The 26,622-nt window shown below is 65.3% G+C and carries 19 protein-coding genes; 10 read left to right on the top strand and 9 right to left on the bottom strand.

Annotated features, from left to right (window positions below; genetic code table 11):
• Positions 1-18 precede the first annotated feature (18 nt).
• The 7 genes from catA to ABNP31_RS13500 all read left to right on the top strand — a co-directional run bounded on the left by catA (position 19) and on the right by ABNP31_RS13500 (position 7,731).
• Positions 19-933, top strand: a complete 915-nt coding sequence (catA, locus tag ABNP31_RS13530; RefSeq protein WP_085664800.1) for a catechol 1,2-dioxygenase — start codon at positions 19-21, stop codon at positions 931-933.
• Positions 934-1,075: 142 nt separating this feature from the next.
• Positions 1,076-2,275: a benzoate/H(+) symporter BenE family transporter gene (locus ABNP31_RS13525; RefSeq protein WP_085664801.1), complete on the top strand. Its 1,200-nt coding sequence runs from the start codon at positions 1,076-1,078 to the stop codon at positions 2,273-2,275.
• 54 nt (positions 2,276-2,329) lie between these two features.
• Positions 2,330-3,580 carry an OprD family porin gene (locus ABNP31_RS13520; RefSeq protein WP_085664802.1) on the top strand — a complete coding sequence of 417 codons (1,251 nt, stop codon included), beginning with the start codon at positions 2,330-2,332 and terminating at the stop codon, positions 3,578-3,580.
• A 309-nt stretch (positions 3,581-3,889) separates the two neighbouring features.
• Positions 3,890-4,966, top strand: coding sequence for a metal-dependent hydrolase (locus ABNP31_RS13515; protein WP_085664803.1), 1,077 nt, complete (start codon positions 3,890-3,892; stop codon positions 4,964-4,966).
• Between the two features lie 3 nt (positions 4,967-4,969).
• Positions 4,970-5,662 (top strand): TraX family protein, encoded by a 693-nt coding sequence (locus tag ABNP31_RS13510; RefSeq protein ID WP_085664804.1) that lies wholly within the window; start codon positions 4,970-4,972, stop codon positions 5,660-5,662.
• Positions 5,663-5,738: 76 nt separating this feature from the next.
• Positions 5,739-6,650, top strand: coding sequence for a LysR family transcriptional regulator (locus ABNP31_RS13505; protein ID WP_085615654.1), 912 nt, complete (start codon positions 5,739-5,741; stop codon positions 6,648-6,650).
• 100 nt (positions 6,651-6,750) lie between these two features.
• Positions 6,751-7,731 carry an LLM class flavin-dependent oxidoreductase gene (locus ABNP31_RS13500; protein ID WP_350012377.1) on the top strand — a complete coding sequence of 327 codons (981 nt, stop codon included), beginning with the start codon at positions 6,751-6,753 and terminating at the stop codon, positions 7,729-7,731.
• A 146-nt stretch (positions 7,732-7,877) separates the two neighbouring features.
• Here the strand turns inward: ABNP31_RS13500 and ABNP31_RS13495 are convergent, their stop codons facing one another.
• From ABNP31_RS13495 to ABNP31_RS13480, 4 genes are all read right to left on the bottom strand, one after another.
• Complete coding sequence (locus ABNP31_RS13495) at positions 7,878-8,975, bottom strand: alkene reductase (RefSeq protein WP_350012376.1); 1,098 nt, start codon at positions 8,973-8,975, stop codon at positions 7,878-7,880.
• Between the two features lie 235 nt (positions 8,976-9,210).
• Positions 9,211-10,221 carry an aldo/keto reductase gene (locus ABNP31_RS13490; protein WP_238066354.1) on the bottom strand — a complete coding sequence of 337 codons (1,011 nt, stop codon included), beginning with the start codon at positions 10,219-10,221 and terminating at the stop codon, positions 9,211-9,213.
• Between the two features lie 71 nt (positions 10,222-10,292).
• Entirely contained in the window at positions 10,293-11,813 is a 1,521-nt protein-coding gene (locus tag ABNP31_RS13485; protein WP_350012375.1) for an FAD-dependent oxidoreductase, read from the bottom strand.
• 196 nt (positions 11,814-12,009) lie between these two features.
• Positions 12,010-13,338: an MFS transporter gene (locus ABNP31_RS13480; protein WP_085693197.1), complete on the bottom strand. Its 1,329-nt coding sequence runs from the start codon at positions 13,336-13,338 to the stop codon at positions 12,010-12,012.
• Between the two features lie 163 nt (positions 13,339-13,501).
• On the opposite strand from ABNP31_RS13480, the gene ABNP31_RS13475 reads away from it, so the two are divergent.
• Complete coding sequence (locus ABNP31_RS13475) at positions 13,502-14,599, top strand: sugar diacid recognition domain-containing protein (RefSeq protein WP_025339054.1); 1,098 nt, start codon at positions 13,502-13,504, stop codon at positions 14,597-14,599.
• Between the two features lie 222 nt (positions 14,600-14,821).
• Entirely contained in the window at positions 14,822-15,982 is a 1,161-nt protein-coding gene (locus ABNP31_RS13470; RefSeq protein ID WP_350012374.1) for a glycerate kinase, read from the top strand.
• A gap of 289 nt (positions 15,983-16,271) precedes the next feature.
• Here the strand turns inward: ABNP31_RS13470 and ABNP31_RS13465 are convergent, their stop codons facing one another.
• Positions 16,272-17,225: a LysR substrate-binding domain-containing protein gene (locus ABNP31_RS13465; RefSeq protein WP_350012373.1), complete on the bottom strand. Its 954-nt coding sequence runs from the start codon at positions 17,223-17,225 to the stop codon at positions 16,272-16,274.
• 205 nt (positions 17,226-17,430) lie between these two features.
• On the opposite strand from ABNP31_RS13465, the gene ABNP31_RS13460 reads away from it, so the two are divergent.
• Positions 17,431-18,348 (top strand): SMP-30/gluconolactonase/LRE family protein, encoded by a 918-nt coding sequence (locus tag ABNP31_RS13460; protein ID WP_350013421.1) that lies wholly within the window; start codon positions 17,431-17,433, stop codon positions 18,346-18,348.
• Here the strand turns inward: ABNP31_RS13460 and ABNP31_RS13455 are convergent.
• From ABNP31_RS13455 to ABNP31_RS13440, 4 genes are all read right to left on the bottom strand, one after another.
• Entirely contained in the window at positions 18,338-19,288 is a 951-nt protein-coding gene (locus tag ABNP31_RS13455) for a site-specific integrase (protein WP_350012372.1), read from the bottom strand. The genes ABNP31_RS13460 and ABNP31_RS13455 overlap by 11 nt on opposite strands.
• 214 nt (positions 19,289-19,502) lie before the next feature.
• Complete coding sequence (locus ABNP31_RS13450; RefSeq protein ID WP_350012371.1) at positions 19,503-21,827, bottom strand: putative bifunctional diguanylate cyclase/phosphodiesterase; 2,325 nt, start codon at positions 21,825-21,827, stop codon at positions 19,503-19,505.
• Positions 21,828-21,908: 81 nt separating this feature from the next.
• Positions 21,909-22,892, bottom strand: coding sequence for an SCO family protein (locus ABNP31_RS13445; protein WP_350012370.1), 984 nt, complete (start codon positions 22,890-22,892; stop codon positions 21,909-21,911).
• 123 nt (positions 22,893-23,015) lie between these two features.
• The gene (locus ABNP31_RS13440; protein WP_350012369.1) at positions 23,016-26,408 is read right to left on the bottom strand and encodes an Ig-like domain-containing protein; all 3,393 of its coding nucleotides are present in this window, start codon (positions 26,406-26,408) and stop codon (positions 23,016-23,018) included.
• Between the last annotated feature and the right edge of the window lie 214 nt (positions 26,409-26,622).

Genomic DNA, 26,622 nt, shown 5'->3' with positions numbered 1-26,622 from the left:
AACATGAGGTAACCCACCATGACCGTGAAAATTTCCCACACTGCCGAGGTACAGCAGTTCTTCGAAGAGGCCGCAGGCTTTGGCAACGATGCCGGCAGCCCGCGCCTGAAGCGCATCGTGCAGCGCCTGCTGCAAGACACCGCGCGGCTGATCGAAGACCTGGAAATCAGCGAGGACGAGTTCTGGCATGCCGTCGACTACCTCAACCGCCTGGGCGGTCGTGGCGAGGCCGGGCTGCTGGTGGCGGGGCTGGGCATCGAACACTTCCTCGACCTGCTGCAGGATGCCAAGGACCGGCAGGCAGGCCTGGTCGGCGGCACCCCGCGCACCATCGAAGGCCCGCTGTACGTGGCCGGTGCGCCCATCGCCGAAGGTGAAGTGCGCATGGACGACGGCAGCGAGGAGGGGGTTGCCACGCTGATGTACCTGGAGGGCCAGGTGCTCGACCCGCAAGGCCGGCCGCTGCCGGGGGCCACGGTCGACCTGTGGCATGCCAATACCCGGGGCACTTATTCGTTCTTCGATCAGAGCCAGTCCGAGTACAACCTGCGCCGGCGCATCGTCACCGATGCCCAAGGGCGCTACCGCGCGCGCACCATCGTGCCGTCAGGCTATGGCTGCGACCCGCAGGGGCCGACGCAGGAGTGCCTGGACCTGCTGGGCCGCCATGGCCAGCGCCCGGCGCATGTGCACTTCTTCATCTCGGCGCCTGGGCACCGGCACCTGACCACGCAGATCAACCTGGCCGGGGACAAGTACCTGTGGGATGACTTTGCCTATGCCACGCGCGATGGGCTGGTGGGCGAGGTGGTGTTCGTCGAGGGCGAGGCGGGGCGGCATGCCGAGCTGAAATTCGACTTCCAGTTGCAGCGGGCCCACGGCGGTGCCGATGAACAGCGCAGTGGGCGGCCGCGGGCTTTGCAAGAGGCTTGAGCCACCGGGTTGGCTTCTTCGCGGGCTTGCCCGCTCCCACAGGATCACCACAGGACTGAAACCTGTGTGATCCCTGTGGGAGCTGGCTTGCCGGCGATCAAGGGCGCAGCCCTTGCCATACATCACCGATGCGAGAGGTGCCATGAAAACCCTGATCAAGGACAGTTCACTGTCCGCCATCGTCGCCGGCTGCATCGCCACGATGATCTCCTACGCAGGCCCCCTGGTGATCATCTTCCATGCCGCAGAAGCCGCCGGCCTGTCCCATCGGCAACTGTCCTCCTGGGTCTGGGCAGTGTCCATGGGCAGCGCCGTGCTTGGCGCGCTGCTCAGCCTGCGCTACCGGGTGCCGGTGGTGATCGCCTGGTCGATCCCCGGCTCGGCGCTGCTGGTCACCGCCTTGCCGCAACTGGGTCTGGAACAGGCCGTGGGCGCCTACCTGGTGGCCAACCTGGTTTTGCTGCTGATCGGCATCAGCGGGGCCTTCGACCGCATCATCGCGCGCCTGCCAGGCTCCATCGCCGCCGGAATGCAGGCCGGCATCCTGTTCAGCTTCGGCGTCGAGGTGTTCCGCGCCTTGCCGGTGCAACCGCTGCTGGTACTGGCAATGTTCGTCACCTACGTGCTGATGCGCCGGCTGCAGCCGCGCTACGCCGTGGCGGCGGTGCTGTGCGTGGGCACGGTGGTGACCGTGGCCAGCGGGGCGTTTCGCAGCGAGGCGCTGGTGCTGGAGCTGGCGTCGCCGCAGTGGGTCACCCCGCAGTTCAGCCTGGCAGCGGTATTCAGCCTGGCACTGCCGCTGGTGCTGGTGGCCCTGACCGGGCAGTTCATGCCGGGCATGGCAGTGCTGCGCAACGCCGGTTACCCCACGCCGGCCAGCCCGATCATCAGTGCCAGCGCCCTGGCCGGTGCCGCGCTGGCGCCGTTCGGTTGCCACGGGCTGAACCTGGCGGCGGTCACCGCCAGCCTGTGCACTGGCCATGAAGCCCATGAAAACCCACGGCGGCGCTATGTCGCGGCGGTGGCTGGCAGTGCGCTGTACCTGCTGCTGGGGATCGCCGGGGCCACGCTGATGTCGCTGTTCGCAGCATTCCCCGCCGCCCTGATCGCCGCCCTGGCCGGGCTGGCCCTGTATGGCGCCATCAGCGAAGCCCTGGCCCGCAGCCTGGCGGAACCAACCGAGCGCGATGCCGGGCTGTTCACCTTCCTGGTCACCGCTTCGGGGGTGGCCTTCCTGGGCCTGTCGGCAGCGTTCTGGGGCCTGCTGTTCGGCCTGCTGAGCCATGGGTTGCTCAGGCTGCGCCAGCCACGTGCCCGGGAGGTGCTGCGCCGTACCCCATGAACCGCCGTGCTTCCAACGCTTTACCCATAAAAACAAGATCAAGAGAGCTTCGGAATGAACAACACCCCTTGCGTCGCCCTGGGCCTGACTTTGCTCAGCCAACCTTTGCTGGCCGCCGAAGGCGGCTTCTTCGAAGATTCGAAGGCCACCCTGAGTGCCCGTAACTACTACTTCAGCCGCGACTTCTCCGACATCGTCGGGGCCAACCGGCAATCCAAGGCCGAGGAGTGGGCCCAGGGCTTCATCCTCGACTTCAAGTCGGGCTACACCCCGGGCACGGTCGGCTTTGGCGTTGACGCCCTGGGCCTGCTGGGCATCAAGCTCGACAGCAGCCCCGACCGCACCAACACCGGGTTGCTGCCGGTGCACAGCGATGGCCGCGCTGCCGACGAATACAGCCGCCTGGCGCCCACCTTCAAGGCCCGGTTATCCAGGACCGAATTGCGCGTCGGCGAACTGCAACCCAACCTGCCGGTGCTGACCTTCAGCGACATCCGCCTGTTGCCACCGACCTACCAGGGCGCAAGCCTGAGCTCGGCGGAAATCGACGGCCTGACCGTGCAGGCCGGGCACCTGAAAAGCACCCACCTGCGCAACGAAGGCGGCGACGGCAAGATGAACGCCATGCTCGGCCATGTGCCGATGCGCCAGGCAGAAAGCGATGCCTTCAACTACCTGGGCGGGGACTATGCGTTCAATGCCAACCAGAGCAGCGTCAGCCTGTGGTACGGGCAACTGGAGGACATCTACGAACAGGGCTTTGTCGGCCTCAAGCACAGCAAGCCCGTAGGCAACTGGGTGCTCAGCGCCAACCTGGGGTATTTCACTGCTCGCGAGGATGGCGATGCGTTGCTCGGCAACATCGACAACCAGGCGTTTTTCTCGATGTTCTCGGCCCGGCATGGCGGGCACAGCTTCCATGCCGGCTACCAGGGCATCTATGGCGACAGCCCGTTCCCACGGGTATTCGCCAACATCTCGCCGCTGGGTAACGAAGTGCCGACCTATGAGTTCGCCTACACCGACGAACGCTCGTACCAGGTGCGCTACGACTACAACTTCGCGGCCATGGGCGTGCCGGGGTTGACCGCGACCGTGCGCTACATCACCGGTAACAATGTCGACACTGGGCTGGGTTATGAAGGGCGCGACCGCGAGCGTGACCTGGACATCGGTTACGCCGTGCAGGGCGGGGTGCTGAAGGGGCTGGGGATCCGGGTGCGCAATGCCATGGCCCGGTCCAACTACCGCAGCGACATCGACGAGAACCGCTTGACGCTGGTGTACACCTGGCAGTTGTTCTGACGCATCCACAGGATGCCTGCGGGGCCTTTGTAGGAGCTGCACATAACTCATTGAGTTAGCAGGGACCCTGTGGGAGCGGCTTTAGCCGCGAACACCGGCGCAGCCGGTGCCATGCACCGCGTTGGATTCTTCGCGGCTAAAGCCGCTCCCACAGGGTACGCGGATTGCTTGCAATTTCAGTTATCTACGCGACAGCGCAGCCCAAATGGCTGGGCCATCTCCCACAATGAAAGCCCATAACCAAGGGAATTGCGCATCAGGGCAGGATGAAGGTAGCTTCTGGAAACCACCTTTTCAGGAATGCCACCCTTGGACTCCATCACCCAGGCCGTACTCGGCGCGGCCCTGCAGGGTACCGTACTCGGCCGCATCCAGGGCCGCCGCTCACTGCTGTATGGTGCGGCGCTGGGCACGCTTCCCGACCTGGACGTGATCATCCGCTACGCCGACCCGGTGTCGCAGATGACCTACCACCGCGGCTTTTCTCATTCCCTGTTCGTGCTCACCGGGCTGGCCTTGCTGCTGGCCTGGCTGGTCAACAAGTGCTGGCCAGGCAAAGGCTACACCTTGCCCAGGCTGTTACTGGCGTTCTGGCTGGTGCTGGTCACCCACCCCTTGCTCGACGCCTTCACGGTCTACGGCACGCAATTGTTCTGGCCCTTGCAGGCCACCCCGGAAAGCTGGGCAGCGGTGTTCATCATCGACCCGGTCTACACCGTGCCGCTGCTGGCCGCGGTGATCTACGCAATCATCAAAGGGCTAACGAGAAGGGCTACGCAGCTACTGACCTTGGCCCTGGTATTCAGCGCAGCCTACCTGGGTTTCGGCCTGGCCGGACGCATGGCGGCCGAGCAGCGTTTCCAGGCTGCACTCGACCGCCAGGGTATCGCTGTCAGCCAGGTACGTGCCGTGCCGATAGCCTTCAACAGCCTGGTCTGGCGGGTGCTGGCCAAGACCCCGGAGGGCGATTACTACGAAGGCATCAGCAGTGCGTTCGACCAGCAAGCGCCAGAAATGCAGCGTTTGCCGCGTAATCTGCAGCTGGCGCAAGCGCTGGCCGGGCACCCTTTGCACCAGCGTTTGCGCTGGTTCACCGATGACTGGCTGCGCTATGACCAGGTCGGCGATGCATTGGTGGTCAGCGACCTGCGCATGGGCATCCCGGGGAACTACACGTTCCGCTTCAACATGGCCCACCGTGACAGCCAGGGGCACTGGATCGCCGATGTGCCGTCGATGTGGAAGGGCGCCGGACCAGGGGCGGCGTTCAATGGCGACGACCTGATGCTGATCTGGCGACGGATCGTCGAGCAGCAGCCACCTTTGCCGCTGGCTGCCTGGACCGACCGCTACCTGGGGCCCGCCACAGTCGAGCCCGGGCGCTGAGGCATGCGATCAGCCGGGGTGGACCTGGTCAAGTGGACGGCGATGCTGACCATGGTCGCCGACCACCTGCGTTTCCTGTGGCCTGCTGCCGATGGCCTGTTCGTACTGGGCCGGTTGGCGTTTCCGCTGTTCTGCCTGGCGATTGCGGTGAATGTGGGACGCGCCAGGGGCGGGGCGCTCTATACCCGCGGCAACCTGCGTTATCTGGGGTTGATGCTGGTGTTCGCGGTGCTGTCGGAGCCCGTATACCGTTGGCTGGACAGTGGTTCGCCAACGTTCAGCGTGATGCCGACTCTGGTGTTGGGGTTGCTGGTTGCCTGGGGCGTGCATCATCCGTCGAGGTCGGCGCGCGTGCTTGGCGTTGCCGGTCTGCTTGCAGGGTGGTTGTTCAGCGAACAGCTGATGTACGGGCTACCGGGGGTGATGCTGCCGGGCGCCTGGTTGATGGCCCGCCGCAAGGGAGGGGCGGCCTGGGTGTTGCCTTGCCTGTTGGCCATGGGTGGGAACCTGACCAACAGTTGGTTGCGGGAACATCTGTTGGCGCCCATTACCGTGCTGACGCTGATTGCTGCAGCCTTGGCCATTCCGGTCGGGTTGCTGTTGCTGCGTCATGATGATTGGCGGGTGCCAGCAGTGGGGCGTTGGGGCTACCTGTTCTATCCGGTGCATTTACTGGCGATCAAGGTTTTCGCTTGATCGCTCTCGACGGTCCTGCTTGCATTTCACAAATCCATACCCATCTAAACCGGCCGCACCAGACTCAGGAACCCCCATGGAACCCAACCGCTTCGGCGACATCGCCGCCTTCGTCAGCGCCGCGAAGGCCGGCAGCTTTACCGCCGCCGCCGCCACCTTGGGCCTGACGCGTTCGGCGGTGGGCAAGAGCATCGCTCGCCTGGAGGCGCGCATGGCCGTGCGCCTGCTCAACCGCACCACGCGCAAGCTGAGCCTGACCGACGAGGGCCTGGTGGCCTACGAGCGCTGGCGGCAGATTCTGGATGACCTGGACGAGGTGGAAAGCACCATGGCCCAGCGCCGTGGCAAGCCCACCGGCACCCTGCGCCTGACAGCACCCCTGTCGTTCGGCCAGCGCCATGTGCTGCCGATTCTCGACCGCTACCTGAAGCAGTGGCCCGAGCTGCGCGCGGATATCCGCTTCACCGACCGTTTCGTCGACCTGGTCGAGGAGGGTATCGACGTTGCGGTGCGTATCGGTGCACCGAAGGAAGACTCGCAACTGTTGACGCGCACGGTGGCCTGGCAGCAGTTCGTCACCTGCGCCTCGCCCGCATACCTGGACGCACGCGGCGTACCGCAGGTGCCCGGCGACCTCTACGGCCACGACAAGATCGCCTTCCTGGCCGGTGAAAAGGCCATGCCGTGGCGCTTCCATACCGAAGCGGGGCTGCACTTGTGCGAAGACCCCGGGCGGTTGAACATCGACAGCTCCGAGGCGATGCTCGACGGCGCGCGGGCGGGTTTCGGGCTGATTCACCTGCCCACCTACATTACCGGCGACGACCTGCGCGCCGGCACCCTGGTGGAGGTGCTGCAAGCCTATCGGCCGCCAGCAGACCCGATTCGCATCGTCTACCCAAGCAAGCGCCACCTGTCGCCACGGGTGCGCGGCTTCATCGACCTGCTGGTAGCCAGCTGGGAACCGGGCGTGCCCTGGGAATACTGATTGGGGAATGGCAGGCCCCTATGCCGGGCCTGAAGCCGGGTTTATCACTGGCTGCGCAGCAGGGAAACTGGCAGTCACTGATAATCCCTGTGGAGACCCCATGATTGCACTGTCCGTACTGGACCTGGTCATGATCGGCGAAGGCAAGACCTTCGCCGACGCGATCGAAGAGTCCCGCCAACTGGCGCGCCATGTCGAGCAACAGCACTACAGCCGCTACTGGATCGCCGAACACCACGACATGCCGGGCATCGGCTCGGCCGCCACGTCACTGGTCATCAACGAAATAGCCAACGCCACCCGGCATATCCGCGTTGGCGCCGGTGGCATCATGCTGCCCAACCACGCGCCGCTGGTGGTGGCCGAGCAGTTCGGCACGCTCGACACCCTGCACCCTGGCCGCATCGACCTGGGCCTCGGCCGTGCGCCGGGCAGCTCCGGGCCGACCGTGCGCGCCTTGCGTGGTGCTGCGCCAGAGCGCGACTTCAGCCAGGACATCGCTGAGCTGCGTGACTACCTGGCCGACAACGGCCAGCGCCGCGTGCGCGGCGTGCCGGGCAAGCATGACATCCCGGTGTGGATCCTCGGTTCCAGCCTGTTCGGCGCCGACCTGGCAGCGAAACTGGGCCTGCCCTATGCCTTCGCCTCGCACTTTGCCCCGCGCTACCTGCTGCAGGCCATTGCCCACTACCGGGCCAACTTCCAGCCTTCGGCACAACTGGCCAAGCCGTATGTGATGGTGGGCATGAACCTGTTCGCCGCCGACAGCGACGCCGAGGCAGATTACCTGGCCAGCTCCCATCGCAAGTGGATGCTGGACCTGCATGTCGGGCGCTTCGGCCTGTTGCCCAAGCCGCAGGAGGGTTATATCGAGAGCCTGCCGGGCCATGAGCGCGCGGTACTTGAGCAGGTGATGGCCTGCACCGTGGCCGGCGGGCCGGAGCGGGTAAGGGAAGGGTTGCGCACCCTGATCGAGCAGACCGGTGCGGATGAACTGATGATCGACTGCCGCATTCACGACCCGCTGGCGCGGCAGCGTTCGCATGCCTATGCCGCGCAGGCCCTGGCGCAGCTGGGTTAAAGCTACCGGCCTCTTCGCGGGTGAACCCGCTCCCACAGGATCACCACAGACTTGAACTTTGTGGAGTCCCTGTGGGAGCGGGTTCACCCGCGAAGAGGCCGACACAGGCAACAAAAAAGGGAGCCCATGAGCTCCCTCTTTCAGCATCAAGCCTGCATGAGGAACGGATAATCCGTATACCCCTCAGCCCCATTGGCATAGTCGAACTGCGCCCGGTGCGCATTCAACGGCGCCTGCACCCGCAGCCGCTCTACCAGGTCCGGGTTGGCAATGAAGTTGCGCCCGAACGCTACGGCATCGATCAAGCCACGCCCGATCAGGTCTTCGCCTTTCTCGGCGGTGTAGGCACCGGCAGCAATGATCACCCCCGGGTAGGCCGCACGAATCGCCTGGCGGAATTCGTCACGCAGCGGCTTGCCGCCAGCCCAGTCCGGTTCGGACAGGTGCAGATAGGCAAGGTTGCGCTTGGCCAGTTCGCGTATCAGGTACAGGCCTGCGGCTTCCTGGTCCTCGCCATTGTCCACGCCATTGAAACCACCCAGCGGGAACACACGGATACCCACGCGTTCGGCACTCCAGCTGGCAATCGCCGCGTCCACTGCTTCAAGCACGATACGCGCACGGTTCTCGACGCTGCCGCCGTAGCGATCTTCGCGTTGGTTGGCGCTGGGGGTGAGGAACTGATGCAGCAGGTAGCCGTGGGCGGCGTGCAGCTCGATGAAGTCGAACCCGGCTTCACGGGCATTAGCCGCCGCCTGGCCGAAGTCGGCAACGATGCCGGCGATTTCCGCCTCGCTCAGCGCCCGCGGCGCAGAGGTTTCCACACGCATCAGGTTGCCGTGCTCGTCACGCAGGGTAGTGCGGGCAGCGGCCGGCAGCGCCGAAGGTGCCACCGGTGCTTCGCCGCCGGGTTGCAGGGAAGTGTGCGATACCCGCCCGGTGTGCCACACCTGCACGGCGCTATGGCCGCCATTGGCGTGGATGCCTTCGTTGACATGCTTCCAGGCGGCGATCTGCTCGGCGCTGTGGATGCCCGGCGAGCCGGAATAGCCCTTGGCCTGGAAGGAAATCTGCGTGGCTTCGGTGATGATCAGCCCGGCGCTGGCGCGTTGGCGGTAGTACTCGGCCATCAGCGAGGTAGGTACGTCACCCGGCTCGAGGCTGCGCAGGCGGGTGAGGGGGGCCATGAACACGCGGTTGGGCAGGGTGAGCGGGCCGACTTTCAAGGGTTGCAAGAGTTTCATTGCTGCTCCAGAGGTGGAAAACCAATGGTGCGCACGATACCGAGGTGATTGGGGAAAGGGGGGACCGGGAGCCCGGCATTGGGCTCCCCAATGGTTTGTTCCAGCAGCTTGGATGTCGCCTGTTCCGGCCTCTTCGCGGGTAAACCCGCTCCCACAGGGGTTGCACAGGCCCTGAAGGCATAGGTGATCCTGTGGGAGCGGGTTTACCCGCGAAGAGGCCAGAACAGGAGAACGATCAGCCGCGGGCCAACCGCCCACTCACATAATGCGCCACATCATTGAACCCCGGCGTCGACGCATGCCCCGGCGTGACCAGCGAATCAATGAACGCTTCATCCTCCGCGGTAATCTTCACCGCCAGCGCGCCGCCATAGGTATCCCACTGTTCTTCCGTCCGCGGCCCGACAATCGCCGAACTGACCAGCCGGTTGTTCAGCACCCAGGCGATCGCGAACTCGACGATACCCACGCCCTTGGCATCCACATAGGCCTGGATCTGCCGGGCAATGGCCAGCGACTCCTGGCGCCATTCCACCTCCATGATGCGCTTGTCCTGGCGCCCGGCACGGCTACCGGCATCCGGCACCGCCCCCGGTGCATACTTGCCGCTGAGCACGCCCCGCGCGAGCGGGCTGAACGGCACCACGCCCAGGCCATGGGCGCCGGCTGCGGTGAGTTGCTCCGGCTCGGCCTGGCGATTGACGATGTTGTACAGCGGCTGGCTCACCACTGGCCTGGGCACGCCCAGGCGCTCGGCAATGTGGCAGGCCTCGGCGATGCGCCAGCCGCGGAAGTTGGACACGCCCCAGTAGCGGATCTTGCCCTGGCGCAGCAGGTCGCCGATGGCCTGAACGGTTTCTTCCAGCGGCACTTTTTGGTCTTCGCGGTGCAGGTAATAGATGTCCAGGTAGTCCATGTCCATGCGCGTCAGCGTGGCCTCCAGGGCATTGAAGATGTGCTTGCGCGACAGCCCGCTGCGGTTGGGCAGGCCATCGGCCGGGCCGAAGCCGACCTTGCTGGCCACGATCCAGTCCTGGCGATGGCGGGCCACCGCTTCGCCGACGATTTCCTCCGCGCGCCCGGCGTTGTACACGTCTGCGGTGTCGATGAAGTTGATGCCCTGGTCCCAGGCCTTGTCGATGATGCGCAGGGCGTCCTCGGTGCTGGTCTGCTCGCCGAACATCATGCTGCCCAGGGTAAGGGCGGAAACCTGCAGGCCACTGTGGCCGAGGGGGCGGTAGATCATGCGCTTGGGTCCTTGTGCAGTAGGCTGATCTTCCTGTTTTACACACAACCGGGGCGCAATGAAAGGCAGCCTCAACCGATCAGCGCCAAGGCCTCCTGCAAGGTCAACGGGCGCTTCAGGCGTTGCGATAGCGTCGCCATGGCATCGGAATAGCCCTTGGCGATGACCGCCTCGACCCGTTCATCCACGCATTGCAAGGCGATGAAGTCGCCTTTTTCCGGCTCGCCGACGAACTCGATGCGGTTCCAGTCCCGCGCGTGGCCCAGTACTTCGTAGGTGCGGCCGTGCTGGTAGGTCCAGAAGAACGGCACGTCGGCATAGCGGCGCTGCTCGCCGAGCATGTTGGCGGCGGCGATCACCCCATGTTGCTGGGCCAGGCGCCAGTGTTCGATACGCACCGGGCGCCCGCTGAGCGGGAAGGTGGCGATATCCCCTGCGGCCCACAGGCCATCTGCAGCGCGCATTTCAGCGTCGACTTGCACCGACTTGTCCTCGGTCAGCAGCACCCCCTGGATGAAAGCGGTCGCCGGTCTGACCCCGGTGCCCAGCAGCACCAATGGCGTCAGTAGCCGTTCACCGTTGGCCAGCAGCACGGCCTCGACCTTGCCCTGGCCCTCGATCCGCTCGACCTCGGTGGGGCCGTGGAAGGTGACCCCCTTGCGTTCGTGCAACTCGCGGATGCTACGGCCGATGCGCTCGCCCAGCTGCCGGGCCAGGGGGACCTCACGGCGGGTGACCAGGTGCACCTGCACAGCGTACTTGCGCAAGGCCGAGGCGGCCTCAAGGCCGATGAAACCGTCGCCGACGATCACTGCCGGCTGGCCGGGCTCGGCAGCGTCCAGCAGGTGTGCGGCATCTTCCCGTGAGCGCAGGGTAAATACCCCGGGCAGGTCGACGCCCGGGATATCGGGCCGAAGCGCCTTGCCGCCGGTGGCCAGCAGGCAGGCGTCATAGTCGATCTGCTGGCCGTCGGCCAGGGTGACCTGGCGTTTCTGGGTGTTCAGGGTGCGCACCTTGCCATGCTTGCGCTCCAGCTGGCCCTTGCGCAGGGCGTCGGCGTCGAGCAGGGCCGGCACCTCATCGGGCGGCATCTGCCCGGCGATCACGAATTTGCTGAGGGAAGTACGATCGTAGGCTGGCTGGCGCTCCTGATCGACCCAGACCAGGCGGCCGGCAAAGCCATGGGCCAGCAGGGTGGCGACTGCGGCGCTGCCCGCGGCACCGGCGCCGACCACCACGAAACAGCGGGCGTCGCTGTGGCGGGGCGGCTCGGTTCTGGGTAGGGGTTGGTCATCGACCCAGACCTCGTCGCCCTTGACCCAGGTCTTGTAGCGGCGCAGGTCGGCCAGGGCCGGCGGCTCGCAGACCGCACCCTCGTCCACGGCGAACGCGGCCTTGTGCCAGGGGCACACCAGCAGGCCGCCGCACACCACGCCTTCATTGAGTGGCGCGCCTTCGTGGGGGCAGTTGCCCTGGTAGGCGTGCACCTGGTCGCCCTGGCGGATGAGGATGATCTCCTCGCTGCCGGCCTGGACGCGCAGGGGGCGGTGTTCGTCGAGTTGGGCCAGGCGGGCCACGGCGTGCTGGGTCATGGGGGTTCTCCAAAGGGACCTTTGGAACCATTTGACGCCTGGGTCGGGGAGGGGATGCGTTGAGCTGACGATCGGTGGGGGGGTGGATTGTGTGTGGCCTGGGCTGGCCTCTTCGCGGGTGAACCCGCTCCCACATGGATCCCACAATCTTCGAGTTGGTGGTGATCCTGTGGGAGCGGGTTTACCCGCGAATGCCTCAACTGGCCCTTGCAGTACTCAGCGCACCAGCCCGGGTAACCCGCAAGGCCACCAGGCTACCCAGCACGATCAACGCCGCCAGCGAATACAGCGCGGCATCGGTCGAGCCGGTCTGGTCCTTGATGAAACCGACCAGGTACGGGCTGAGGAAACCGGCCATCTGGCCCACCGAGTTGATGATCGCCAGGCCGGCGACAGCCGCGCCGGCGCTGAGCAGTGCAGTGGGCATCGGCCAGAACATCGGCAGGCCGGTGAGCGCGCCCATGGTGGCGATCGACAGGCCGAGGATGGCGATGGCCGGGTTGCCGGCGAAGTTCACCGCGATCAGCAGGCCGATGGCGCCCATCAGCATCGGCACCACAAGATGCCAGCGGCGCTCGTTGCGCAGGTCGGCCGAACGCCCGCACAGGATCATGAACACGCCGGCCAGCAGGTACGGGATGGCGCTGAGCCAGCCGATCAGCAGCGGGTTGTCGAAGCCCATGTTCTTGATGATCGACGGCAGCCAGAAGTTTATCGCGTACACACCGCTCTGGATGCAGAAGTAGACAAAGCCGAAGGTCCAGATCAGCGGGTTGGTCAACACGGCGAGCACGCCGTCGCCGGTGGTGCTCGGCTTGCTGGCGGCATCGGCCTCGAGGTCGGCGGCGATCAGCTGGCGTTCGGCCGGGCTCAGCCAGGCGGCTTTCTGGTAGCCGTCACTGAGCAGGAACACCGCCAGTACACCCAGGGCAACGGTCGGCAGGCCCTGGATCAGGAACATCCATTGCCAGCCGGCCAGGCCGTGCTGGCCGGCGGCGAAGTGCTGGAGGATCCAGCCGGAGAACGGCCCGCCGAGCAGGCCCGAAACCGGGATCGCCGACATGAACAGGGCCATGATGCGACCGCGACGGGCCGCCGGGAACCAGCGCGAAAGGTACAGCACCACGCCCGGGAAGAAGCCGGCTTCGGCGGCGCCGGTCAGCAGGCGCAAGGCATAGAACTCGGTGGGTGTTGTGACGAACAGCAGGCAGGTGGAGAGGCTGCCCCAGGCGATCATCATCAGCGCGATCCAGCGCCGCGGGCCGAAGCGGTTGAGTGCCAGGTTGCTCGGCAGGCCGCAGAGCACGTAACCGATGAAGAAGATGCCGGCGCCAAGGCCGTACACCGTTTCGCTGAACTTCAGCGCGTCGAGCATCTGCAGCTTGGCAAAGCCGACGTTGACGCGGTCCAGGTAGTTGAACAGGTAGCAGATGAAAATGAACGGAATCAGCCGCAGGGTGATGCGCCGGTACAGCGCGTTGCGGTTGGTGTCCGTGCCTTGGTCAGGGGCGGGGCTGTATGCCATGATCGGGTTCTCTGTTGTTATGGTTGTCGCCGCGTCGCCTGTTCCGGCGCTCGCCCTGACGAGTCTCGGGGACTGCGGCGTGCCTGTCTTTGTGCTTTTGCACAGCACTTGCACCGGGCTGCTGTGCCCGAGCCCAAAACCCTGACACCCAAAGGACCGTTCAATGTTCGAACTCGACCATGACCTGGCGCAGGATATCGTTGACCGCGCGATGGCCATTCTGCCATGCAACGTCAATGTCATGGACAGCCAGGGGTTGATCCTTGGCAGTGGCGAACCGGAGCGTATCAACACCCGCCACGAGGGCGCGCAACTGGTGCTGGCCAACGGCCGCATCGTCGAGCTGGATACCGACGCGGCCAAATGCCTGAAGGGCGTGCAGCCCGGGGTGAACCTGCCGCTGATGCTGGATGGCCGATTGATGGGCGTACTCGGCCTGACCGGTGACCCGCAGCAAGTGCGTACCTATGGTGAACTGGTGCGCATGACCGCCGAAATGCTGCTGGCCCAGCGCCATTTGCAGGCCGACCAGCAATGGCGACGGCAGCGCTGTGACGATTTGCTGGCCCTGCTGCTGGGCGGCAGCGGCGATTCTCCACGGTTGCTCGACGAGGCCCGGCAACTGGGCCTGAAACCCCAGTTGCCGCGGGTACCGTGCCTGTTCGAACTGGCCTCGGGGCCAGCCGCCGAAACCCTGGCGGCATGGTTGATGAGCCGCTACCCGGACAGTTGGTGCGTAAGCCCGGCCCGCCAGTCGTTGTTGTGGTGTCGCCCGGCAGGCGTGGTGCTGGACGAACCTCGCCTGCTGGAACGCCTGCAGCGCCATGGCTGGGAAGTGGAGCGGCTGGCCCTGGGCAGTGCCGCGCAAAGCCTGGAGCAACTGCGCCGGGGTTATCGCCGGGTGCGCGACCTGCTGGCCTATGGGCGCGAGGTACTGCCCGGCGAGCGCCTGCTCAGCCTGCAACGCTACCGGTTACCGGCATTGCTGTGGCGGCATCGCAACGATGATGCGCTGGATGAATTGCTGGAGCCGTTGCAGCGTATTCGCAGCAAGGACAGCAGCGGGCAGTTGCTCACCACCCTGCGCGCCTGGTGTGCCCATGACGGCCAGAGCCAGGCCTGTGCCGATGCCCTGGGCATCCACCGCAACAGCCTGCGCTACCGCCTGGAGCGGATTGCCGAGCTGGGCGAGGTCGACCCGCTGCGCATGGAAGGGATGCTTAGCCTCTACCTGGGGTTGCAGCTGCTGCCTGCCGACTGAAGGGCTGCCTGCACCAGCCCTATCGCCGGCAAGCCAGCTCCCACAGGATGCATGATGCTCTCAGGCCTGTGTTGAACCTGTGGGAGCAGGCATGCCGGCGATAGGGCCAGTGCAGGCGAAAGGCATCTGCCCAAACAACCCGCCCGGCGTTTTGTGCATTTGACCGAGGCCTCCTTGGCAGCCACCTGTCAGCATGCCGCTCATCAGGACAGGAGAAACCCCATGAAGATCGTCATTGCCCCCGACTCGTTCAAGGACAGCCTCGACGCTGCCGGTGTCGCCCGCGCCATTGCGGCGGGCCTGGGCGAGGCCTGGCCGGAGGCCGAGCTGGTCGAGTGCCCGATGGCCGACGGTGGCGAAGGCACCATGGATGCGATTCTCGCTGCCAGCCACGGCGAACTGCGTCGTCAGACCGTGCGCGGGCCGCTGGGGCAAAGCGTGGAGGCGGGCTGGGGCTGGCTGCCGCAAAGCCGCACGGCGATCATCGAAATGGCCCAGGCCAGTGGCCTGCAGTTGGTGCCGCCAGGCCAGCGCGATGCCTGCCGCAGCAGCACCTGGGGCACCGGCGAGCTGATTGCCGCCGCCCTGGCCGCCGGCGCGCAACGGGTAGTGCTGGCCATCGGCGGCAGCGCCACCAACGACGCGGGCAGCGGCATGTTGCGGGCGCTGGGCCTGCGCCTGCTGGACGCCGATGGGCAAGCGCTGGAAGAGGGCGGCCTGGCCTTGGCCAAGCTGGCCCGCATCGATGCCAGCGACCTCGACCCGCGCCTGGCCGAGGTGCAGTTCGAAGTCGCAGCAGACGTCGACAACCCGCTGTGTGGCGCCAATGGCGCCTCGGCGATCTTCGGCCCGCAGAAGGGCGCCAACCCACAGCAGGTGCAGGCGCTGGACCAGGCCCTGGGGCATTTTGCCGACCATTGTGCGCTGCTGCTGGGTGAGGATGTGCGGGACTACCCTGGCTGTGGCGCTGCCGGCGGCATGGGGTTCGCCGCGCGTGCTTTCATGGGCGCGCAGTTCCGCCCAGGGGTGGAAGTGGTGGCCGAACTGGCCGGCCTGGATGCCTTGGTGCAGGGCGCAGACCTGGTGGTGACTGGCGAAGGTCGCTTCGACGCCCAGACCTTGCGTGGCAAGACGCCGATGGGCGTGGCCCGGGTTGCCAAGCGCCACGGGGTGCCGGTGGTGGTGCTGGCCGGGACCTTGGGTGAAGGCTACCAGCAGCTGTATGCCCATGGTGTCGATGCTGCCTTTGCCCTGGCCAGCGGGCCGATGAGCCTGGAGCAGGCATGTGCCAATGCCGCTGAGCTGCTGCGGGCGCGGGCTTGTGATATCGGGCGGCTGTGGCGCTGCGCAACGCAGAGTCCCTTGGGCTGCGCTGTTGCGTAGAGAACTGAATTCGCAAGCGGTCCGCGTACCCTGTGGGAGCGGCTTTAGCCGCGAAGAATTCAACGCGGTGCATGGCACCGGCTGCGCCGGTGTTCGCGGCTAAAGCCGCTCCCACAGGGACTGCACGGATTCAGCATTTGCGGTGATCCTGTGGGAGCGGGTTTACCCGCGAAGAGGCCAGTACAGGCGACACAAGAAGGACAGGTATGAACGCGATCGTATCCATACCAAACACAGTGACCAGCAGCTCCCACAGGGCCCCTGCTAATTCAATGAGTCATGTGCCGTTCTATGAGAGGGGGTTATGTGGTGCTGTTCCTGGACAGTGCCCCTGATGCCCAGCGACGCCCGGGTTCTCGAACATGGCAATGAAGTTGGCCAGCGCCGGTGAAGCATTCCGGGCGTTCCATTTCATGTACAAGCCCAGGCCCGGGGTGGGCTGGTCGTCGATTGGCAGGATTGCTCGGAACTGCACGCGCTCGCGCGGTATGGAGCCGATGAACGAGGCCGGCACCAGGGCCACGCCAAAACCACAGGCCACCAGGCCGAGCAGGGTGTGGACCTGTGCCGCTTCCTGCACCACCCTGGGGTAGAAACCCGCCGCCTCGCACAGCGCCGTCAACTGCGCGTGGTAGCCGCTGCCCAGGGCTTGCGGGGTGAAGACGAAATCCTCATCAGCGAACTCGCGCAGGTCTACCGCCCCCTCCCGTGCTTTGGCATGGCGGGTGGGCAGGGCCATGACGATTTGCTCGTCGAGCAGCAAACGTGACTCTAGGGTGCCTGCCGGCAACGGCAACCTGCGCATGAAGCCGATATCCGCCTCACCGGCCAGCAGGGCCTTGGCCTGCGAGGCCGATGGCATCTCGCGGATGGTCAGCTGCACGTTCGGGTACGCCTCGCGAAAGCGGCGCAAGGTGGTGAGCAGCGACTCGTAATAAGCGATGGAAATGGCGGTGATGTCCAGCTTGCCGCAGATGCCGGCGGACACATTGCGCGCATACTCGATGCCCTGTTCCAGCTCGGCCAGCGTGCGGTAGGCGGTGTCGAGGAAGGCCGTGCCCGCAGCAGTCAGCCGTACCCCGCGCTTGTTGCGCAGGAACAGGCTGAAACCGAGCTTGTCCTCGAGGCGACCAATCGCCTGGCTCAGCGGTGGTTGCGCCATGTGCAGGCGCTCGGCGGCCTTGTGGAAGTGCAGCTCTTCGGCCACGGCAACGAACTGCCGAAGCAAACGTGTCTCGATCATCCTGCGGTCCTTCGGCCCGGTGAACCGGCGGTGATATCCATGAGATATCAAAGTTACATGCTTTTAATATTAAGTCATTGATTTTTTTGTTGTTATCGTAGAAAGGAGAATCGAAGGTAGCCAGCAAATGCCCGTCACAGAGCCTTTCCACGACAACGTTGCGGTCTTCACCGATGCCGCACAGGGCCTGGGACTGGCCTGTTCCATGACGCTGGCGGAGGTGGGCGAACTGCGTAACCGCCTCAAGGCATGCAGCCATGTGCCAGTCAACGTCGCCAACACCCGCGCCGACCTGGGCGAAAGCCTGGTCTGGGATGAATGCAGCGGCGCGTTGTACTTCGTCGATATCTCTGGCGGCCGTATCAACCGCCTGACGCCCGATGGCGAAGCCGAGTGCCTGTACGAATCCGCGGCACGCATCGGCGCGTTGGCGTTGACCGACCAGGGCAACCTGATTTTCACCGAAGACGCCAGCGTGGCCATCTTCGACGTGCCGCTGCGCAAGGTACGCCGGCATTCGGTCTCGGTTCACCCACGTTCGACCTACCGTTTCAACGACGGCGCCTGCGACCCGCAGGGCCGCTTCGTAACCGGGCTGATGGACGATGCCCTGAGTGGCAACACCGGGGCGCTGTTCCGCTTTGACGGGCAGTTGAGCGACCAGGTGATCCACGACGACATGGCGTTGCCCACCGGCCTGGCCTGGTCGCAGGATGGCCACACGGTGTACTTCGTCGATTCGGCGGCGCGCTCGATCTACCGCGCCAGGTACCTGGCCGAAGGCCGTCTTGGTGCGGTCACCCTGTTTGCCGAAACCCCTGCCGAACTAGGGCGGCCGGACGGCCTTGCACTGGACCGCGAAGGCGGCCTGTGGGTGTGCCAGTACCATGGCAGTTGCCTGCTGCGCTATGACCGCCACGGCCACCTCACCGACCAGGTGCTGATGCCAGTGCCGTGCCCCACCAGTTGCTGCTTTGGCGGAGCGGGGATGAACACCTTGTTCATCAGTACCGCGCGCTTCGGCATGAGTGCCGAAGACCTGCACCATTACCCCGACGCTGGCGACCTGTATGCCATCAGCCCGGAAATTGGCGGCATCGCCCGGCACACCTTCAAGGAATGAGCTTTTGCGCCTGGCTGGCCGGTAGCACGGCCAGTTCGCCAAAGCGCTGCGCCGCGTCGATGTAGCGCAATGCCGACTTGGCGTCTTTCCAGCCCACATAGCTCATCAGCGCCTTCAACTCCCAACCGTTGGCCGTGGCCCAGGTGGCGAAGCCACGGCGCAGCGAGTGGCCGGTATACAGCGCCGCCGGTACCCCGGCGCGCTCCAGCATGCGCCGCAGCAGGCCGACCAGGCTGTTGCTGTTGAGCGCGGTGTCGCCGAGGTTGCCCCAGCGGTCGAGCTTGCGGAACACCGGCCCATGGGCGATGCCGGCGACTTCCAGCCATTGCAGGTAGGCCATGACCGGGCACAAGGCCTTGAGGGCCGGGGTGCGGTGTTGTACGCCCTGGGCCTCGCGGTCGCCCTTGCTGCGCGGCAGGAACAGGGTGATGCCGACACCAGCCTCGGCCTGGATGTGTTCCACGCGCAGGCGTGCCAGTTCATCACCCCGAAAACCGCGCCAGAAACCCAGCAACAGCAGCGCAGCGTCGCGACGCGCCCGGCGCAGGGTGGCCAGGTCATGCTGTTCCCGGGCCTGGCGGGCTTCTTCTTCGAAACATTCCACTGCGCTTTGCAGGTGCTGCAGCAACAGCGGCGCGGCCTGCCTGGGCGGGGTCGGGTGCAAGGTGCGGATGCCGCGTAGCACCTGGCGCACCAGCGGCGCCTTGGTCGGGTCGGGGAAACCTTGGGCGACGTGCCATTGGCTGAGCGCCGCCAGGCGCTGGCGCAGGGTGCTGACGGCATGCTTATCGGCGTGGTCGGCCAGGTAGCGGGCGATGCTCTCGGCCGTGGCCGGCAGAAAACCGCCCCAGTGGGTTTCGAAATGCTCGATGGCGGCCTGGTAGCTGCGCCGGGTGTTGTCACGGGTGGCGGCGCGGAGGTAGCGCTCGATGTCGGTCATGGTGCGGGTGCGAGTAGATGATGGGCACACGATAAACCGAAATGGGTTGCCTGTCCTGACTGCGATGCTGGCGGGATTGTCGGGGGCGCTTTGCGCCCCTTTCGCGACACAAGGCCGCTCCCACAGGGTTGCGCTGCCTGCAGGTCCAGCGCTGTACCTGTGGGAGCGGCCTTGTGTCGCGATGGGCTGCGAAGCAGCCCCGATCTGGCTTGCGTTACACGCAGGCCTTGTCCTCGACACCGTTGAAGAGCGGGTAGTCACGCATCTGCGCCGGCGACAGCGGCCGGCTGAAGTGGTAGCCCTGGGCGATATCGCAGCCGGCAAGCTTCAGGCACACCACTTGTTCGCGGGTTTCCACGCCTTCGGCCACCACTTCCAGGCCCAGGCGTTTGGCAAGGATGATGGTGGACGACACGATCGGGCTGTCGTCGTGGCTGTTGGACAGCGGCGCAATCAGCGAGCGGTCGATCTTCAGTTTGCTCAGCGGCAGCGAGTGCAGGTGGGCGAAGCCGGCGTAGCCGCGGCCGAAATCGTCCAGGCTGATGCCCAGGCCAGCGTCGCGCAGGGTGTGCAGGTGCGCCACCGCCGTGCCTTCGGGGTCGAGGATGGTGGTTTCGGTGATTTCCAGCTCCAGCCGCTGTGGGGCGATGGCGTACTGCTGCAGTTTGCTCAATAGCCGTGCAGCGAAGTCCGCCTGGCGTAGCTGCAGGGCGGATACATTGACCGCCAGCCGCGTCTCCCGGCCCTGGGCGTCCCAACCCGACAAGGCCTCGCAGGCCAGGCGCAGCACCTCCCAGCCCAGTTCGACAATGAAGCCGCTGCGCTCGGCAAGGTCAATGAACCGGTCCGGGTACAGCAGGCCGAACTCGGGGTGGTCCCAGCGCACCAGCGCTTCGTAGCCCAGCACCTGCTGGGTGTCGAGGCGGATCTGTGGCTGGTAGTGCAGCACGAACTGGCGCTCGGCCAGGGCGCTGCCGAAGGCCTGTTCGAGGGTGAAGGCGTGGATGTCGGCCAGGTTCAGCGACGGGTCGAAGAAACGGTACTGGGCGCGCCCGGCCTGCTTGGCCGAGTACATCGCGGCATCGGCACTGCGGATCAGGCTGTCGATGTCCTGGCCATCGCGCGGGCAGATGCTCACGCCCACGCTGGGGCTGGTGTTGACCTCCTGGCCGTCCAGCGCGTAGGTGGCCGACAGCTTCTGCACCAGTACGCGCACCCAGGCATTGATCTGTTCCTCGCTGCGCTCGCCGGCCAGCAGCACCACGAACTCGTCGCCACCAAAGCGCGAAGCCTCGTCGCCTGGCTCCAGCAGACGCTGGATACGCCCGGCCACGGCCTGCAGCAGCAGGTCGCCGATCTTGTGCCCGAGCGAGTCGTTGATCGACTTGAAACGGTCCATGTCGATGAACAGGATCGCCATCAGCCGGCGCTTGCCGCGTTGCCGGGTCAGCGCCTGGCTGGCCACCTCGACGAACTGGCGCCGGTTGTGCAGGCCGCTGAGGTGGTCGGTAGCTGCGGCATGGCTGCTGCGCCGGTGTTCGTCCTCGAGGCGGCCGATCAACTGCTGGTTGACCTGCTGGGCCTGTTCCAGCGCGTTGAAGGCCTCCTGGCGCTTGCGCAACAGGCGCAAGGTCCACAGCAGGCTGGCGAGGATCATCAGGGTCATGCTCAGGTTCAGCCAGAACTGCCGGGAATAGGCCAGTGTCGACGGCGCGAGGATTTCGTCCTGGCGCTGGCTGACCACCACGCTGAAACCCCGCTCGGGCAGGCGCCGGTACAGGCTCTGGTACGGGTCGCCGGCCGCGTACTGGGTCAGCATGCCTGCTTCACTGCCGCTGTCCGGCAGCCCGGGCAGCAGGGCGTCGCCGGCCACCACCACGCCGCTGCTATCGATGCGCAACCGCTCCAGGCCGTCATCCTGCAACAGGCGCACCAGCCCGCTGCTGCCCAAGTCGATGTGCTGTAGCAGCACCGCCAGGTAGCCGATGTCCAGCTGCACCACCAGGATATTGTCGATTTCGCGGCCGGGCAGGTTGGTCAGCGGCAGCAGGAAGGGCAGGTGCCAGTTGGGCAGGGTGGCCGGTTGGCCGGGGGGCTGCACGCTGGGTAGGAACGGTTTGAAACCGTAGCGGGCAACGTGCCGCTGCAGCTGGCGCAACCAGTCTTCGGGCAGCTCGGCGGCCTCGTCGGCATGGCTGGCAGACAACAGCCGGCCTTGCCGGTCGTACAGGCTCATGCGCTTGAAGACCGGGTCTTCGGCAAGCATCCGCGCCAGGCTGACGCTACCCTGGCGCAGCACCTTCATGTCGTCCTGGGTGACCCGGCCCACGGCCTGGGCACGATCCACCAGCTGGCGCAGGCTTTCGCCGACGATACTGGCCAGGTTCAAGTGCTCGGCGGCCTTGGCCGACAGCGCGTCCTGGCGGGCGGCGGCCTTCTGCGAAACGTGCAGCCCCCATAGAAAGGCCAGGGTGGCGGCACAGAGCATCAGGATCAGCAGCCGCAGAAGGCTGGCGGATGAAAGCGAACGGCGAATCACTGCTGATAGTTCCCGACCCTGGGTGATGGTCGAAAAATACGACAGTAAGATGACAGCCTAATGACTGATGGCTAATTGCCTTTAAGGATTTCCCTTATCGGCCAGCGGCGTCTGCAGGCGCGCGGTTTCTTCCTCCATGTAGCTCATCAGCGCGCTGACTTCGGCATCGCCCAGGCGCATGTTGGGCATGGCCACACGGTTGTACTGTTCGTACAGCAGCATGGCCAAGGGGTCTTTCTGGGCCAGCATCAGGTCGGGCTCCTTCAGCCAGCGGGTCAGCCAGTTGGCATCACGCTGGCGGGTCACGCCCAGCAGGTCGGGGCCGATGCCGGGCTGCCCTGGTTCGGCGTTGCCCAGGGTGTGGCAGGACGAGCAGCGGGTACGGAACAGCTGCTCGCCACTGCTGGGGGCGCGCACCTCGGGAGCCTGCGCGTAGTCGTTGGCCATGGCGCTGGCCTGTTTCCAGTTGTGCAGGCTGTTGCCCAGGCGGTCGGCGAGGATGTACGGGCTTTCGAAGGGCGAGGCTTTCATCCAGCGGCCGGTGGCCTGGTTGCCGATGATCAGGCTGAGGTTGTGGTCTTTGGAGCGGCCGTTTTCCAGGCCATCGATGTACAGGCCCAGGCTGCGGCGCAATTGTTCGATATCGGCTGGCTCGCCGGTGAGCAGCGTCCAGCCGGGGCCGATACCGAACTTTTCGGCGTAGCGCTTGAGGGTGGCGGGGGTGTCGTTGTAGGGGTCGATGCTGATGGAGTAGAGGAAGATGTCCTTGCCTACCCGGTCACCGAGGATTTTCTGCACCTGGCGCAGGCGGGCGGTTTCCACCGGGCAGGAGTCGGAACAGCCGGTGAAGATGAAGTTGATGGCGACCACCTTGTCCTTGATCAGGTCGTCGAAGAAATGCACCTTTTCACCGTCCTGGGTGAGCAGCGGGATGTTGGGGAAGTAGTCGGCACCCCAGGGCGTTGCAGCTTCCTCGGCCACGGGGTGCTGCGGTTGCAGCGGCCAGAACGGGATGCTGGCGGCGAACAGCGAGAGCACCAGCAGGAAACGCCATGAGCCGGACATGATGCGGTCCTCGTCGATAACGGGATCGGGGCTGCCATGCAGCCCATCGCCGGCAAGCCAGCTCCCACAGGGACTGCACATGGCTTGCCGGCGATGGGCCGCATGGCGGCCCCCGCTTTACCCTCACTTGTATCTGACTGGCGCGGTCACGCTCTGCCCCAGCGCCGACTTCACGGCCACTGTCGCCGGCGTGGCCGGGCCGTAGCCGGAGGTGGTTGCCACCAACCGCCAACTGGCACCGCTGCCCGTGGCGGTCATCGTGGCGGTGCCCAGGTTCACCGGGCCGCCGGTAGTGGCCGCGGTCACCGTGATGCTGTTGCCCGTGGCCACCGAGGTAGTGCCAGCAATTTCCCAGGTGAAACGGTTGCTGCTGAGCACCTGTACCGTGGCACTGGTGACCTGGATCTGGTCGACCACCGCTGCCGAGCCTACCGCGATGCTGACCGTGGCCGGTGCCACCGATTCGGCGCCCTTGGCGTCACGCGCCGAGTAGTTGAAGCTGGCGGTGAACGGCGTGGTGACAGTGGCCGGCGGGGTGTAGGTCACCTTGGTGCCATCGGTGCTGGTATTGCCTTGGCCGGAGTCCGGCTGGCTGAGGCCGACGACGGTCAGCGGCAGGTTGCCTTCCGGGTCGGTATCGTTGGCCAGCACGTTCAGGGTGATCGGCTTGCCGGCCGTGGTAGCCGCGCTGTCGTTGGCCGCGACTGGCGGTTTGTTGGCCGCGTCGTCGTCGTCATGGTCTTTGGTGCGGAAGGTCGGCAGGCCAACCGAAGCGACGTACTCCACGCCATCCCAGCCTGGCAGCGGGGTCGGCATCACCTGGAACTGGCCTGGGTGCTCCAGGTCCCAGCGCAGCAGCATCGACGAGTCTTCATGCTGGGTGTTGTGGCAGTGTTCCATGTAGGTACCGGCAAACTCGCGGAAGCGGATCGCCACTTCCACCTCTTCCGAAGAATCGATGTCCGGCCCGATGCGATACACGTCCTTGCGCGCCCATTTTTCCCATTCTGGCGGTGCCTTGCCGTCGCGGCTGAGCACCACACCTTCCTCGAAGTGCACATGCACCGGGTGGCTCCAGCCATTGCCGCCGTTGATGATCTTCCACACTTCCAGGGTGCCGTCGCCGCTGAAGCCGGCATCGGTGGACTGCTGGGCCAGCTGTGGCGCCGCGCTGATGCGCCGTGGGTCCATGCTGTAGCCAAAGCCGCCATCGGTCTTGATGGTCCAGGGCTGGGTGTCGGTGCCGTCGGAACGACCGAAGATGAACTCGCGGTGGCGGGCAGCCTGGAGTTTGGCCTGGTCGCTGGCAGAGTTGCGGTCGATCGGCAGCGGCAGCATCTTCATGCCTGCGGCCTTGCCCGGTTTGGCCGGTTCATAGGCTGCCGGGTTCATGCTCAGGTCCTGGCCGCTGTAGGGCTGTACCACAAGCTGCAGGAACTTGCCGATCCCTGGGTCGCCGTTTTCCCAGCGTGGGCCTTTGCTGGTCTGCTTGATCACTGGCTTGTACTTTTCCGACAACACATCGGCCAGCGAGATGGCGCCTTCCGGGCCCTTGCCGCTCTGGTGTTCCTCAAGGTTGACGAAGTAAAGCTTGTCGCCGACCTTGATGCCGTTCTTGGCGAAGTTGATGATGATGTCGTAGCGCTCGGCGATGCCTTGCAGCGGCAGGATGCCGTTGTTGTCCTGCAGGTTGCCGTCACCGTTGAGGTCCATCGTCCCGTCGAACGGCACGGTGTGTTCCATGATGTTGCCGTCGTTGGCGATCATGTGGAACGGCACCCGCGCATACGACAGGTTGGAGCCGGTCGGGCCTTTGAACTCGCCACTGGTACCGGCAATTTCACGCACCACGGCGAACTTGAAGTAGCGCGACACCGAGCCATTCAGGATACGGAAGCGGTAGCTGCGCGCGCGTACCTTGAGCGTGGGCCGGTACTGCCAGTTGACCAGTATCTGGTCGCCGAGGAAGCCGTCGGTGTTGAACGGGTTGAACCACAGCTGGCCGTTGGCATCCCAGGCCTTGTCGGCGATCACCAGGTTGACGTCGTAGTCGCGGTTGCCCCACGGCATGCCCGAACCGCTGGGGAAACGCAGGTTGACGCCATCCTGCAGCGCCTCATTGCCGCGGTCCAGGGCGCTGTAGTAGTTCATCATCACGGCGTTACCTTTGTAGACGTTCTGCGCCGTGAAATCCATCATGTGGTCGTGGAACCAGTGGGTGCTCATGGTTTCGCGCCAGTCACCACGGATCTTGATGCTGCCGTTCTGGCAGGTTTTCAGGCCTGGCGAGGCGTCATTGACGAACAGGGTTTCGCCCGGCGAGCAGGGGAACGCCGCACGTGCGTCCTGGGCGCGGGTGTTGATGGTGTCGTAGCCGGCCAGCTGCAACGGCCAGCGGTAATCGTAATACTGGCCGGGGAAGAAGTAGGCATTGGCATAGCCATCGCTCTCGGCCGGCGAATGGCCGTTGTGCTCGTGGGTGGAAAGGGTGTGCAGGCCAAAGCCGTTGTTGGCCGAAGGGTCGATCGGCAGGGCGTTGTAGTGGCGCATCAGGATCGGCTGGCCATAGCGCGCCATCAGCAGCTTGGGCGGGAAGGTGCCGTCGAAGGTCCATACCGATTTGTGGTTTTGCAGGGGCATCCTCGGATGGAAGCGGGTGTCGATGCCCTTGGTGGTGCCCAGCGTGTTCGGGATGTCAGAGGTCTGGTAGTACAGGCCGCCCGGGGCGAACTCGCCGACCGCATAGTTGTGCAGTTGCTTGCGGTCACGCAGGCCTTGATTGATGCGCGCACCGGCCTGGGCGGTCTTGAAGCCCGCCTGCGGGTAGAACTCGTTCCAGCGCTGGTGCGACCAGCCTTTTCCTGGTGGCCGGCCTTCCGCCGGGGAGCCGACCGGCTGGCGGTTGAGGAACATCTCGATCTGCGCCTTCCACGGGTTGCGGTCGAGCACGTTGGAATACTGGGTCGGGAACGGGTACAGGCCCGGTTGTTTGAGGAAGGCTTCCAGGGCCGTGCCGCTAGGGCCGCTGCGCGCCACCACGTTGGGGTCCTGCGCCGGTGCTGCGCCCAGGGTGGGCACCGGGAAGGTCAGGGGCGGCTGCGGCAACGTGGGGTCGAGTTTCTCCGTGCCGAATTCCTCGAATAGCAGTAGCTGCTGGGTAAACGGCAATGCCCCGAACAGCGGGCTGGGCTTGCCATTGGTGGGGTATTTGTTGTCGGTTTGCAGGGCCGGCGGCAGCACGTTGTTGGCGCGTACAGTGTCGCGGTCGCCGTACACGCCATTGGTCAGCTCCAGCGAACCTTGGTTGGCCGGCGGCATGTTGAACAGGTCCAGCAACGCCTGGGTCGGGTCGGCTGGCTGGTCAGTGTAGGCCGACGGGTCGGTCGGCGGTGGCATGCTGTTGTCGTCGAGGGGAGCGGCGGTAGCCGTGACCAGCCCGAGGCCGAGCATCAGCGTGGTGAGGGTGGACAGCTGGAATGCATGCCTGGCAGGGTTGATCACGGCAGGTGTTTTCATTGCCTTATGCCTCGCTCGCGGCCTTATGGCTTTCAGCCATCAGTGGCGTTTTGCCCGTTTCTGGGGCTGGAGCAACGGCTGTGCCAACCCAAATGCGAGGAATGTGTTTCTAAACAAATCCTTGTGGCGCCTGATGCGCGCTAAATACAACGGCGTCAAAAATGGGTGAGGGGCCCCACTAGTGGGTCACCCATTGCCCACAGATTGGGTGGTG

It is taken from the genome of Pseudomonas asiatica (genome assembly GCF_040214835.1).
Lineage (GTDB): Bacteria > Pseudomonadota > Gammaproteobacteria > Pseudomonadales > Pseudomonadaceae > Aquipseudomonas > Aquipseudomonas putida_Z.
The sequence above is the reverse complement of the archived record's forward strand: the minus strand, read 5'-3'. Positions and strand labels throughout refer to the sequence as shown.

Coding starts and splice junctions, on each gene's coding strand:
- ABNP31_RS13510 (WP_085664804.1), top strand. CDS start 4,970: ATGCGATCAGCCGGGGTGGACCTGGTCAAGTGGACGGCGATGCTGACC.
- catA (WP_085664800.1), top strand. CDS start 19: ATGACCGTGAAAATTTCCCACACTGCCGAGGTACAGCAGTTCTTCGAA.
- ABNP31_RS13475 (WP_025339054.1), top strand. CDS start 13,502: ATGTTCGAACTCGACCATGACCTGGCGCAGGATATCGTTGACCGCGCG.
- ABNP31_RS13495 (WP_350012376.1), bottom strand. CDS start 8,975: ATGAAACTCTTGCAACCCTTGAAAGTCGGCCCGCTCACCCTGCCCAAC.
- ABNP31_RS13465 (WP_350012373.1), bottom strand. CDS start 17,225: ATGATCGAGACACGTTTGCTTCGGCAGTTCGTTGCCGTGGCCGAAGAG.
- ABNP31_RS13490 (WP_238066354.1), bottom strand. CDS start 10,221: ATGATCTACCGCCCCCTCGGCCACAGTGGCCTGCAGGTTTCCGCCCTT.
- ABNP31_RS13455 (WP_350012372.1), bottom strand. CDS start 19,288: ATGACCGACATCGAGCGCTACCTCCGCGCCGCCACCCGTGACAACACC.
- ABNP31_RS13505 (WP_085615654.1), top strand. CDS start 5,739: ATGGAACCCAACCGCTTCGGCGACATCGCCGCCTTCGTCAGCGCCGCG.
- ABNP31_RS13440 (WP_350012369.1), bottom strand. CDS start 26,408: ATGAAAACACCTGCCGTGATCAACCCTGCCAGGCATGCATTCCAGCTG.
- ABNP31_RS13500 (WP_350012377.1), top strand. CDS start 6,751: ATGATTGCACTGTCCGTACTGGACCTGGTCATGATCGGCGAAGGCAAG.
- ABNP31_RS13525 (WP_085664801.1), top strand. CDS start 1,076: ATGAAAACCCTGATCAAGGACAGTTCACTGTCCGCCATCGTCGCCGGC.
- ABNP31_RS13480 (WP_085693197.1), bottom strand. CDS start 13,338: ATGGCATACAGCCCCGCCCCTGACCAAGGCACGGACACCAACCGCAAC.
- ABNP31_RS13445 (WP_350012370.1), bottom strand. CDS start 22,892: ATGTCCGGCTCATGGCGTTTCCTGCTGGTGCTCTCGCTGTTCGCCGCC.
- ABNP31_RS13485 (WP_350012375.1), bottom strand. CDS start 11,813: ATGACCCAGCACGCCGTGGCCCGCCTGGCCCAACTCGACGAACACCGC.
- ABNP31_RS13460 (WP_350013421.1), top strand. CDS start 17,431: ATGACGCTGGCGGAGGTGGGCGAACTGCGTAACCGCCTCAAGGCATGC.
- ABNP31_RS13470 (WP_350012374.1), top strand. CDS start 14,822: ATGAAGATCGTCATTGCCCCCGACTCGTTCAAGGACAGCCTCGACGCT.
- ABNP31_RS13520 (WP_085664802.1), top strand. CDS start 2,330: ATGAACAACACCCCTTGCGTCGCCCTGGGCCTGACTTTGCTCAGCCAA.